General features: G+C 30.5%; 7 protein-coding genes, 1 tRNA gene and 1 pseudogene. 6 read left to right on the top strand and 3 right to left on the bottom strand.

All coding sequences use genetic code 11. The features are described 5' to 3' along the window. Positions 1 to 101: 101 nt before the first annotated feature. Complete coding sequence (locus tag DYE58_RS09905) at positions 102 to 293, bottom strand: hypothetical protein (RefSeq protein ID WP_083827215.1); 192 nt, start codon at positions 291 to 293, stop codon at positions 102 to 104. Positions 294 to 404: 111 nt separating this feature from the next. Next, complete coding sequence (gene murC / locus DYE58_RS09900; RefSeq protein WP_004821757.1) at positions 405 to 1808, bottom strand: UDP-N-acetylmuramate--L-alanine ligase; 1404 nt, start codon at positions 1806 to 1808, stop codon at positions 405 to 407. A gap of 139 nt (positions 1809 to 1947) precedes the next feature. Between murC and spoVG the strand changes: the two genes are divergently transcribed. The 6 genes from spoVG (at position 1948) to DYE58_RS09870 (ending at position 11173) form a co-directional block, all read left to right on the top strand. After that, positions 1948 to 2220: a septation regulator SpoVG gene (spoVG, locus tag DYE58_RS09895; protein WP_004821755.1), complete on the top strand. Its 273-nt coding sequence runs from the start codon at positions 1948 to 1950 to the stop codon at positions 2218 to 2220. A gap of 119 nt (positions 2221 to 2339) precedes the next feature. Further along, positions 2340 to 4064 (top strand): aminopeptidase P family protein, encoded by a 1725-nt coding sequence (locus DYE58_RS09890; RefSeq protein ID WP_040552711.1) that lies wholly within the window; start codon positions 2340 to 2342, stop codon positions 4062 to 4064. A gap of 10 nt (positions 4065 to 4074) precedes the next feature. Further along, on the top strand, positions 4075 to 5928 hold the full coding sequence (gene uvrC / locus DYE58_RS09885; protein WP_115312273.1) for an excinuclease ABC subunit UvrC: 1854 nt from the start codon (positions 4075 to 4077) through the stop codon (positions 5926 to 5928). Then, positions 5921 to 6838 (top strand): HPr(Ser) kinase/phosphatase, encoded by a 918-nt coding sequence (hprK, locus tag DYE58_RS09880; RefSeq protein WP_004821746.1) that lies wholly within the window; start codon positions 5921 to 5923, stop codon positions 6836 to 6838. Before uvrC ends, hprK begins: the two co-directional genes overlap by 8 nt. Before the next feature lie 141 nt (positions 6839 to 6979). Continuing rightward, the gene (nifJ, locus tag DYE58_RS09875; RefSeq protein ID WP_004821744.1) at positions 6980 to 10546 is read left to right on the top strand and encodes a pyruvate:ferredoxin (flavodoxin) oxidoreductase; all 3567 of its coding nucleotides are present in this window, start codon (positions 6980 to 6982) and stop codon (positions 10544 to 10546) included. A 540-nt stretch (positions 10547 to 11086) separates the two neighbouring features. Next, positions 11087 to 11173: transfer RNA gene (locus tag DYE58_RS09870), tRNA-Leu, on the top strand. 73 nt (positions 11174 to 11246) lie between these two features. Here DYE58_RS09870 and DYE58_RS09865 read toward each other — a convergent pair. Further along, positions 11247 to 12727, bottom strand: a pseudogene (locus tag DYE58_RS09865) (IS1182 family transposase). Between the last annotated feature and the right edge of the window lie 292 nt (positions 12728 to 13019).

The following is a 13019-nucleotide window of genomic DNA, read 5'->3' as shown; positions in this document are numbered from 1 at the left end:
GTCATAGTATGACCATTAGCAAAAAATCAAGATTCCTTTCAAAACGACACCCACAAGACTTACAATCATACCTAGTTTTCCTTAAATGAATTAAAGACTTCTTACCACGAATATGAGTATCTTTTAATCCTTTGAGTCCTATGACCATGAACCCAAATCCTTTTAGAACCACAATGAGGACAGACAGACATCTTAGAAACAAAAAGATGAACATGGACAAATTCATTATCCTCATTAAAACTATCAAAAACTACATCTTTAAAACCAAACAAATTCATGATATTATTTTGCACTTATATGTACCTCCAATCTTTGGTTTTGCTAATTAAAGTTTAGGACTAAATGCATATAAGTGCAATTTTTTTTACAAAAATATCTGTTAGAGATTTACTCCCCAACAGATATTATAGAGCCTTTTTATTTAAATTAAAATTTAATAACTCGTCACCTATTTTATATACATCTCCAGCACCCATAGTAACTACTATATCACCAGATTGCAATTCATTTTTTAAATAGGTAACTATTTCATGAAAATCACTCATATAAACAGCGCAGTCTTCATAATTATTAATTGCATTGACAAGTGTTTTAGAGTGGATATCACCATAATCTTTTTCTCTTGCTGCATATATATCAGTGATTATAGTCAAGTCAGTATCATCAAAAGATTGTGAAAAAGAGTCTAATAAAAGTTTAGTTCTGGTAAATGTATGCGGTTGAAATATACAAAACAATCTAGCCTTGCATTGAATCTTTAAAGCTTTTAGAGATGCTTTTATTTCAGTTGGGTGATGCGCGTAATCATCTACAACAGTAGCTCCGTTATAAGTCCCTTTAAATTCGAGTCTTCTGTGAACGCCATTATACTTCTCTAAGTTTTCAATTATAGTATAAAAGTCTATATTATTTTCATGTGCAGCTGCTATGGCACATAATGAATTATATATATTGTGTTCTCCAAGCACTGATAATTTTACATTACCCATAAATTTACCCTGATAATATAAATCGTAAGTAGGATACTCATTTGAAAGATTTATATTCTTAGCAAAATAATCTGAGGTCTCAGCAATAGTTGAACAAGTTATAACTTTACATACAGCTTCTTTTTTTAAGTTTTTAACTTTTTCATCATCAATATTAAGCACTAATATGTCAGTTTCTTTTAAATTGTTTACAAGTCCCACAAATGTTGAAATTATATGTTCTATATTGTCAAAAAAATCTAAATGGTCTTCATCTATATTTAGAATAACTGAAGTGGTTGGAAAATATTTTAGTATATTAGCTCTGTACTCACAAGCTTCTGTTAAAAGTAAGTTTTTAGCACCTATTTTTACATTTCCTCCAATTTCATTTAAATTTCCACCCAATAAAATAGTAGGATTATAATTTGTATTTAATAAAATTTCTGTAAGCATTGACGTAGTAGAAGTTTTCCCATGTGTTCCACTTACAGCAATAGATGTTTTATAGTTTTTCATAAGTTGCCCTAAGAAAGATGCTCTATCAATAATATCAACTTTTGATTTAATAGCAGCTTCTAACTCTTTGTTATCAAGGTTAATTGCATCTGTATAAATAATTAAATCTGCACCTTTTATATTTTCTTGATTGTGCTCGAAATATATTTTAGCTCCCAAAGATTCAAGTTTATCAGTTATAGAAGAAGATTTTCTATCTGAACCTGATACAAAATAATCATAATTAATTAAAATTTGAGCAATAGCACTCATTGAAATGCCACCTATTCCAATAAAATGTATATGACTATATTTGTGTTCATCTATTTTAAAGTTATCCATTTAATCCCCCTTATAATAACAATATTATAACATAATTAAAGTCATAATTTAAAATATTAAATACAATAATGATTAATTGAAAGTTTGTAATTTATTAATTTATTATGTATAATAAATTTATAGAAGAGGTGATAAGAACATGATGATAACAGATGTAAGAATCAGAAAATTACCAGAAGACAGCAAATTAAAGGCTGTTGCTTCTGTAACTTTTGACAATCAAATTGTAATTCATGATATCAAAATTATTGAGGGGGTAGAATCTTTATTCATAGCTATGCCTTCAAGAAAGCTTCCTAATGGAGAGTTTAAAGATATTGCGCATCCTATAAATGCTGAAACAAGAAAAGAACTTGAAGAGGCTATTTTCAAAGAATATGATTTAGCATCAAATGATAGCTTTGAAAAATAGCTGAATAAAGTAGAGCTGAAAAGCTCTATTTTTTTTATATAACTAATAGTAAAATAAATATATAAGTATATTAGATATACAGTTAAATGAAAGTTAATATTATAAAAAGGAGAGGTAATATGAGTTTGGATATGTTAAGAAAACTGATGAATGAAAATAATATCGATGCATATTTAGTTTTGACATCGGATCCACATAATAGTGAATATTTAGCAGATTATTATAAGGAAAGACAACATTTAACTAATTTTAGTGGTTCTCAAGGAACTGTAGTAGTAACAAAAAATGAAGCATTATTATGGGCTGATGGAAGATATTTTGAGCAAGCTGAACGTCAAATACAAGGAACTGGATTTGAACTTATGAAAATAGGTGTTGATGGAGTTCCTACTGTTAATGAATTTTTAAGAGATAATGGTTGTGAAAGAATTGGATATAATGCTTTATATATGCCAATTTCACAATACGAAACATTAAAATCTGAAGTCAATGCTGAATTAGTAGATATTGATTTATATAGGCAAATTTGGACAGATAGAGAATTTAGAGAAACAAAATCTTTTTCTCACAGTGAGTGGAGTGATAGAACTTCAAAGGAAAAATTATCCATTGTAAGAGATAATCTTAAGGGGAAAAATGCTACTGCTACATTGGTGACTAGTTTAGAAGGAGTTGCTTGGATATCTAATACAAGAGGTGCAGACATTGAAAATGTACCGGTAACTTTTGCATATGCTTTAGTAACTTTAAATAAAGCTAAACTATTTATAGATACTAAAAAAATAGAATCTTTTATTGATGAACTAAAAGAAAGTTTTGAAATCTATGAATATGAAGATGTTTTTGAAATTTTATCAAATGTAGAAAATGAAAAATTTATTTTGAGCCCGCAGACAAATACAAAATTATATAAACTTATAGAGGGGAAAAACAATGTAATTGAAAAAGATGACATTGTAGGTTATTTGAAAAGCATTAAGAGTAAAGGTGAACTCGAGAATATAAGAGAATCTCACATAAGAGATGGTGTATATGTAACCAAATTTATGCATTGGCTTAAAAATTCAGATTTAAGTAATGAAACCGAGTGGACTTGTGCTAATAAAATCGACGGATTAAGAGCGACAGATGATAGATACTTAGATTTAAGTTTTGGTACTATATCCGCTTATGGAGCTAATGCAAGTATGATGCATTATTCTGCTAGTGAAGAGAGTGCAGCTAAGATAGAAAAAAGAGGATTTTTATTAGTTGATTCAGGTGGACAGTATTTAGATGGAACAACAGATATTACAAGAACTTTTGCAGTTGGAGAGTTAACAGAGGAAGAAAAAAGACATTTCACATATGTTTTAAAATCTCATCTACAACTTATGAACACTATTTTCCCTGCCAAGACTAAGTCTTTAGCACTAGATGCAATTGCTAGAAAAGAAGTTTGGGCGATAAATGAAGATTATAGATGTGGAACAGGACACGGGGTAGGATATGTTTTAGGCGTTCACGAAAGTCCGCCACAATTCAATCCGAATGCTGAAAAAAAATTAGAACCAGGAATGATAATTTCAAATGAGCCGGGAATATATAAGGATGGTAAACACGGAATTAGAATAGAAAATATATTAGAAGTTGTTGAACATGAATACAATGAGTATGGCCAATATTTAAAATTTAAAACTATTTCCTATGCTCCTATAGATTTAGATGCTGTAAATTCTAATTTATTAACAGATGAAGAAAAAGTGTGTTTAAATAATTATCATAAGGAAGTATATGAGAAATTAAATAAATTTATGACTGAAGAAGAAAAAGAATGGTTAAAGAAATATACTAGAGAAATATAAAGGTGATATATTGGACGATATAGAAGGAAGACTAAAAAAACTCCCAGATTTACCAGGTGTATATATAATGAAAAATGCTCAAGACGAAATTATATACGTTGGAAAAGCTAAAAATTTAAAAAAGAGGGTAAGTCAGTACTTTGGCAGTTATGGAAGAAACCATGCTAAAGTAAAAGCTATGGTTTCACATATTGCAGACTTTGAATATATAATAGTCGAAAATGAAATTGAATCTTTAATTTTGGAAAGTAACTTAATTAAAGACAATCTTCCTAAATATAATATATTGCTAAGAGATGATAAACAGTACCCTTATATAAAAATAACTAATGAGAAATACCCGAGAGTTTTAAAAACTAGAAAAATACTAAAAGACCATGCTAAGTATTTCGGGCCGTATCCGGCAATTACTGCTGTGAATGATACAATAGATTTAATAAATAGAACATATCCATTGAGAACGTGTAGTTTAAATTTAAAAAAAGATATTGGTAAATACAGACCTTGTTTAAATTATTTTATAGGAAAATGCCTTGCTCCGTGTAAAGGCGACGTAGACGAATCAAAATACAATGACATGGTTAACGAAATATTTAATTTTTTAGAAGGGAAAGATGAAAAGATGCTTCTATCATTAAAAGAGAAAATGATGGAAGCATCAAGTAAACTTGAATTTGAAAAAGCTGCACTGTATAGAGATGATATTCAATCACTTGAAATTTTAAAAGAAAAACAAATTATTTCAAACACAAATATCTCAGAAAACCAAGATATTATAGGATTGGCAAGAGGAATTGATGAAGTTTTAATTCAAGTATTTTTTGTTAGAGAGGGAAAAATAATAGGACGAGAGCATTATTTTATGAAAGACTATTTTGAAAATAAGAATAGTGAAATAATGAGTGCGTTTATTAAACAATTTTATGCAGGAGTTAGTTTTATTCCTAAAGAATTGATTGTGGAATCAGAACCAGAAGATAAAAAAGTACTCGAAGAATTTCTTTCTGTAAAAAGAGGATATCATGTGGATATAGTAATCCCACAAAGAGGGAATAAATTAAAGTTAGTAAAACTTGTAAAACAAAATGCTTTAGAAATGATTAACAAATATGCTGACAAATATAAGAGAAAAATAGAAGACAACATGAGAACTTTAGAAGAGGTAAGGACTTTGTTAAGCTTAGATAGAATTCCTCATAGAGTTGAAGCTTACGATATATCTAACACATATGGGATAGAATCTGTTGGATCTATGGTTGTGTTTGAAGAAGGAGTTGCTAAAAAGAGTGATTATAGAAAATTTAAAATTCGCACCGTTGAAGGGCCTAATGATTATGCTTCTATGAAAGAAGTTCTATATAGAAGATTTGTTAGAGGTATTGAGGAAAAAAATACAAATAAAAAGTCTTCCTTTTCAAAATTTCCAGATTTAATAATGATGGACGGCGGCAAAGGACAAGTTAATATAGCTTTGAAAGTTTTACAAGAATTGAATATTAAAATTCCTGTTTGTGGATTGGTAAAAGATGATTTTCATACAACTAGAGGAATTATATATGAGAATAAGGAATTTTCTTTAAAAATAAATAGCAACATATATAGAATGGTATATAAAATTCAAGAAGAAGCTCATAGATTTGCAATAAACTATCATCGTTCATTACGAGAAAAAGATATTTTTATATCAGAGTTGGACAATATAAAAAATATAGGGAAAACTAGAAAACAAAATTTAATGAAACATTTTAAATCTATTAAAAAAATAAAGGAAGCTACAATTGAAGACTTAGAAATAGTTGAAAGTATGAATAGAAGTGCTGCAGAAAGTATCTATGAACACTTCCATGGAGGGATAAATGGATAAAATAGCATTAAACAAAGTAATTAATGATTTAAATTTAAAAATTTTATATAAATCTAATAATTTTAATCAAATATATTTAGAAACTTTGGACATAAATAGACCAGGACTGCAATTAAATGGACATTTTGATTCTTTTGATGATAAAAGAGTGCAAATAATTGGAGAGCAAGAATGGTATTTCTTAAATGAAATGAGCTCCGAAGAGAGATATGAAGCTGTTAAAAAACTTTTTTCATGTAAAATTCCAGCCATAATATTTATGAGAGATAGATGGATTCATGATGAAATAATTGAACTTGCAAAAGAAATGGATATTACATTATTAAGAACTGAGGAAACTTTTTCTAAATTTTCTATTAAATTCCAAAATTATATGGAAATAGAGTTAGCTCCCACTATAAGAATGCATGGAGTATTACTTGATGTTTATGGAGTAGGTGTTCTTATAAAAGGCAATAGCGGTGTGGGGAAAAGCGAAACTGCACTTGATTTAATATCCAAGGGTTCTAAATTAATTTCAGATGATTCAGTAATCATAAAAAGAATAGATGATAGATTGATAGGAAAATCTCCAATAATAACTAAACATTTCATGGAAATTAGAGGAGTTGGAATAATAGATGTTGAAAAGATTTTTGGAATAGGTTTTGTAATGGATTCTAAAGAGGTTGAGATGGTTATAAATTTAGAACCTTGGGACCATGAAGTTGAATATGATAGGTTGGGAATAGACAATGAATATGAAACTATTTTGGATAAAAAGGTAGTTAAATTTGATATTCCAGTTAAACCTGGAAGAAATTCAGCATTAATCATAGAAATTGCGACAAAGAATTTTAAACAAAAAGAGCAAGGCTATAATCCTGCAGAAGAGTTAAATAAAAGGATATTAGGGCATAAATTAGATTAATTCCACAATTTGGAAATGGTTCTGAACAAGTAAAATACACATTTTTGACGTTTATTATACTCAAACTCATTGCAATTATAAATTATTAGATTTATAATGACTATTAGAGAAAAAAATTTTAAAACTAACTAGGGGGTTAAAATGGCTAAACATTTTAAAACGATGGATGGTAATGAAGCAGCAGCGCATGTCGCATATGCGTTTTCAGAGGTGGCATGTATATTTCCGATAACACCTTCTTCACCTATGGCTGAACACGTAGACGCATGGGCGGCGCAAGGAAGAAAAAATATATTTGGACAAGAGGTTCTTGTTAAAGAACTTCAATCTGAAGCTGGAGCAGCTGGAGCAGTACATGGTGCTCTTCAAGCAGGTTCTTTAACTTCTACTTATACAGCATCACAAGGTCTTTTACTTATGGTACCAAATATGTATAAAATTGCAGGTGAATTACTTCCAGGAGTATTCCACGTAGCAGCACGTGCACTAGCATCACATGCACTTTCTATTTTTGGTGACCATCAAGATGTAATGGCTTCTCGTGCTACAGGATTTGCTATGTTAGCATCAGGCTCTGTGCAAGAAGCTATGGATATGGCAGCAGTGGCTCATTTAGCAGCTATAAAAGGAAGAGTTCCTTTTACTCATTTCTTTGACGGATTTAGAACATCACATGAAGTTCAAAAAATTGAAGTTTTGGATTATGATGATTTAGCTAAATTAGTTGACAAAGAAGCTGTTAGAGAATTTAAGGCAAGGGCTTTACATCCTGCTTCACCAAAAGTAAGAGGTACGGCTCAGAACCCAGATATTTATTTCCAAGAAGTTGAAGCATCAAACAACTTCTACACAGATGTAATTGGAATTACTGAAGATTATATAAATAAAATTTCTGATTTAACAGGCAGAAAATATGGATTATTTAACTATTACGGAGATGAAAATGCTGAAAAAGTAATAGTAGCAATGGGTTCCGTAACAGAAACTATAGAAGAAGTTGTAGATTATCTAACTGATAAAGGCGAAAAAGTTGGTTTGTTAAAAGTACATTTATACAGACCTTTCTCAAAAGAACATTTCTTAGCAACTATGCCTAAAACAGTTAAGAAGATTGCTGTTTTAGATAGAACTAAAGAAAAAGGAGCTACTGGTGAACCATTATTCTTAGATGTTAGAGACATTTATTATGGACAAGAAAATGCACCTAAGATTGTTGGTGGTAGATATGGTCTAGGTTCAAAGGATACAAATCCTTCACAAATGTTGGCTGTATACAAACATTTAGACGCTGAAAGTCCAAGACATAACTTCACTGTTGGTATAGAAGACGATGTTACTAACCTTTCTCTACCAATTGAAGAAAAAATCACAACTGAGCCAAAGGGAACAATTAGATGTAAATTCTGGGGATTTGGTTCTGATGGTACAGTAGGTGCAAACAAGAGTGCTATAAAGATAATCGGAGATAATACAGATATGTATGCTCAAGGTTATTTTGACTATGACTCTAAAAAATCAGGTGGGGTAACTATGTCTCACTTAAGATTTGGTAAAGAAAAAATCACATCAACTTATCTATTAGCTGAATCTGATTTCATCTCTTGCTCAAAACAATCATATGTACACCAATATGACCTTTTGAGAGGACTTAGAAAAGGTGGAACATTCTTACTTAACACAGTTTGGGATGAAGAAACTCTTGCTAATGAATTACCAGGAGCTATGAAAAAATATATAGCTGAAAATGAAATAGAGTTTTATACAATAAATGCTACTAAGATAGCTGCGGAAATTGGTCTTGGGGGAAGAACTAACATGGTAATGCAATCTGCATTCTTTAAACTATCAAAAGTACTTCCAATAGAACAAGCTACAGAACTTCTTAAGAAGGCAATTGTAAAAGATTATGGTTCTAAGGGCGATGAAATAGTTGCTATGAACTATAAAGCAGTAGACCAAGGGATAGATGCTCTACAAAAAATTGAAGTGCCAGAAGAATGGAAATCAGCTGATGATGTAGCAGATTATAGCATCAAAGGCGCTTCAGAATTTGTAAATAACATTCTAGTCCCTGTAAATCGTCAAGAAGGTAATGACTTACCAGTTTCTACATTTGTAGGAATGGAAGATGGATCTTTCCCTAATGGTACTTCTAAGTATGAAAAGAGAGGAATCGCTGTTAATATACCTGATTGGAAAATTGAAAACTGTATACAATGTAACCAATGTTCATTAGTTTGTCCTCATGCTGCAATAAGACCATTTTTATTAAACGAATCAGAAAAAGAAGGCGCTCCAAGCACTTTTGAAACTGTAAAAGGTAAAGGTAAAGGCGCAGATAGCTATGAATATAGAATTCAAGTTTCATCACTTGACTGTACTGGTTGTGGAAACTGTGCTCAAGTTTGTCCAGCTCCAACAAAAGCTTTGGTAATGACACCATTCGAAGATGTTTATGCTGACCAAGCTATAAATTGGGAATATGCTTCAAATCAAGTTAAATCTAAACAAGCTGATTTCGAACCAAACAATGTTAAAAATTCTCAATTCTTCCAACCACATCTTGAATTCTCAGGAGCTTGTGCAGGTTGTGGAGAAACTCCATATATCAAATTAGTTACTCAATTATTTGGAGATAGAATGAGCATTGCTAATGCAACAGGATGTACTTCAATTTGGGGTGGTTCAGCTCCATCAATGCCATATTGTACAAATGATGACGGACATGGTCCATCTTGGGCAAATTCTTTATTCGAAGATAATGCTGAGTATGGATACGGTATGGCAATCAGCCAAACTGTTACAAGAGACAGAATCAAGATATTAATGGAAAAATTTATTGAATTAAACGTTGATTCTGAAACTAATGCTGTATTTAATGAATGGATAACAAATATGGCTGACTATAAGACTTCAAAAGCAGCAGCTGCTAATGTTCTTTTAGCTCTTGAAAAGAAATATGATAATGAAGAGGCTAATGAAATATTAGTTGAATTAAAGAGCCTTGAAAACTTCTTAATTAAGAAATCTCAATGGATAATAGGTGGAGATGGATGGGCATATGACATTGGATTCGGTGGGCTTGACCACGTTCTTGCATCAGGAGAAAATATAAATGTAATTGTAGTAGATACTGAAATCTATTCTAACACTGGTGGACAAGCTTCTAAGGCTACTCCAACAGGTGCTACTGCTCAATTCGCTGCAGCTGGTAAGGTTACAAGAAAGAAAGATTTAGGGTTAATGGCTGCAACTTACGGATATGTTTATGTAACTCAAATAGCTCTAGGTGCTGATAAGAATCATGCTCTAAAAGCTATTAAAGAAGCTGAAGCATATGATGGTCCATCACTAATAATATGCTATGCTCCATGTATATCTCACGGAATCAAGAAGGGTATGGGATGTTCTATAGAAGAAGAAAAACTTGCAGTTGAAGCAGGTTATTGGCATCTATACAGATATAATCCAGACCTTAAGAAAGAAGGAAAAAATCCATTTATTTTAGATTCTAAAGAACCAAAAGGCTCATACAGAGAGTTCTTACAAGGAGAAGTTAGATATACTTCATTAGCTCGTCAATTCCCTGAACGTGCTGAACAATTATTTGAAATTGCAGAAGAAAATGCTAAAGAAAGATATAACAATTATCTAAATATGCAAAAATCTGAAACAATTTTGGGAAAATCTTCTGGAGAACAAAAATAAATAATAAAATAAAAAGGGATTGTTGCAAAAATCCTAAAATAAAAGGCTCTATAATATCTGTTAGAGATTTACTCCCCAACAGATATTATAGAGCCTTATTTACATATTTAAGTTTTTGGTTTATTATTTACTTGTAAGTAAGAGGATAGGGCTATGCTGGGGAGCAACCTGAGCGTCTACTTGTGATATACAGATGTTGAGGAAGTGAAAGCTTCCTCTTTTTTTACATCTGGTATCCAAATGCGATAAACCTAAAAATATCTATTGACATTTAATAGCTGGTCTTTTAGATAGTATAATTTCAGATAGAGAAAAGAGTTTTCAAAACATCTACAGATTAGTAAAGAACTATATTTGGTCGAATTTTATTTTCCCTTTCCAAATCATCCTTTCAATTTTATCAATGAATATATAAATAAGGGATGAAATATTAATTGAATAGTTATAGGGTAAAATTATCACAGATTAACAACACAATCATATTTAAACTTTACAAAAATAACACTAAATTGTATAATTATATTCTAAAATTATAAGCTTGCGGGAGTGCTGGAATAGGCAGACAGGCATGTTTGAGGGGCATGTGCGAGTAATCGCGTGCGGGTTCAAGTCCCGCCTTCCGCACCATATTTTATTTTTTTAATTAAAGTTGGATTTTGTAAATATTAATTTAAGACATAAAATAAATTGAAATAGGCAACTATTTCTCAGCATGAAGACAAACCCAGGTTTTTCCTGGGTTTGTTTTGTAATTATTAGCTTTTTAAAGTATTTTTTTAGATTCGTATAAAATCTTGATAATTTTTCCAGTAAAAGACCTCCATTTAGGTCTATCTTCCAAAGTATTTTTGCTAATTTTTTCATATGTAGACACGCAAATGTAAGTGCTGCTTTCATTCTCATTTTTTGTATACCTTTCATGTTGGTATATCTAAATCCATGAAATTCTTTTGCACTTCCAAATTGACGTTCAATAGTTTCTTTTCTTCTTTTATACTCTTCTTTTCCTACTTTTGTATACCTGTATTCTTCTGATATATCAAGATAATCTTGCCAAATATGCCTACTTACCACTTTTTGATGGTTCTTACTATGAGTGCATATTGGTAAGTATTGACAGTGTTCGCATTTTTTAGGATCGCTTTTATACAGTTTGTATCCATTTCTATCTGTTGTTGAATATTTTAGTATTTCTTCTTTTGGACATATGTAGCAATTGTAGTATTCATCATAAACAAAGTCTCTTTTATATAGCGGACTTTCAACATTTGGTTTTTTTCTTGGGGCAGTATATGGTAATACCGGTAATATCCCATCTTTTATTAACATTCTTGCTATAGCCGCTGTCTTATATCCTGCATCCATAACTATTTTTGTTGGGTTTAGTTTTTTTATTTCATTTTGATAAAAAGGCATAAAGGTTTTGCTATCATGTAGATTCCCGGGGAATGCTTCATATCCTAGTAGCCAACCGTTTTTATCGCATGCGGTTTGAACGCAGTATGCAAATACTTCTTTATGTTCGCCTTTATGAAACAAACCACTTTCAGGGTCTGTGGTTGACTTTATAATCTTCTTAGTCTCCTTTTTTTCTTCTTTTAAATTTAATGATTTTTTATTATGCTCTTTTCTATCTTTATCTATCTCTTTATTTAGTTCTTTTTGATATGATTTAATGCTTTGTTCAATTTCTATCTTCTTGTTTTTGTGTCTATTTGCATGTGTTTTGACATGTGTAGAATCTACAAAAAGGATTGATGAGTCTATAAGTTTCTTTTTTGATGCTTGCATTAATATGTTATTAAAGATTTCATTAAAGATGTCTGTGTATTTAAATCGTCTTCTATAGTTTTGGCTAAATGTTGTGAAATGGGGTATTGTATCGTTAAATCCAAATCCTAAAAACCATCTATATGCAATGTTTACTTCTATTTCTTTTATTGTTTGTCTCATGCTTTTGACATTAAAAAGGTATTGTATGAATACTATCTTCATTAAAACAACGGGGTCTATGCTTGGTCTTCCATTATCTAAACAATATTTATCTTTTACTATGTCGTATATGAAGTTAAAATCTATGTATTTATCTATTTTTCTGAGCAGGTGATTTTTAGGAACTAATTCTTCTACTGATACTATTTGAACTTGCGTTGTTTTATTTTCTTCTTGTTTGTGTAACATTTGCAACCTCCTTATTATTATATTTACATAAAATTTTATGTTTGTATCATCTCAATTTAAAAAGTAGGTGTATTTGCACCTACTTTGTCAACAGTCTGTGAAATAGCCAACTATTTCTTTTTTTATGCCAATAATTAATCATATAACCCACTATATAAAACTAATTTATCTTTATGAAAAGGTAGTTTATTATGGTTAAATATAAATTTGAGTAGTTGATTAACAAAAAGAGTTTATTTTTTCACAATCTCAATATACAATAAATATTTTAGATGTTATAATCATAGTAGTG

It is taken from the genome of Peptoniphilus indolicus (assembly GCF_900454665.1).
Classification (GTDB): domain Bacteria; phylum Bacillota; class Clostridia; order Tissierellales; family Peptoniphilaceae; genus Peptoniphilus; species Peptoniphilus indolicus.
Note: the sequence above shows the minus strand (reverse complement) of the source record. Positions and strands in the feature narration are given on the sequence as shown.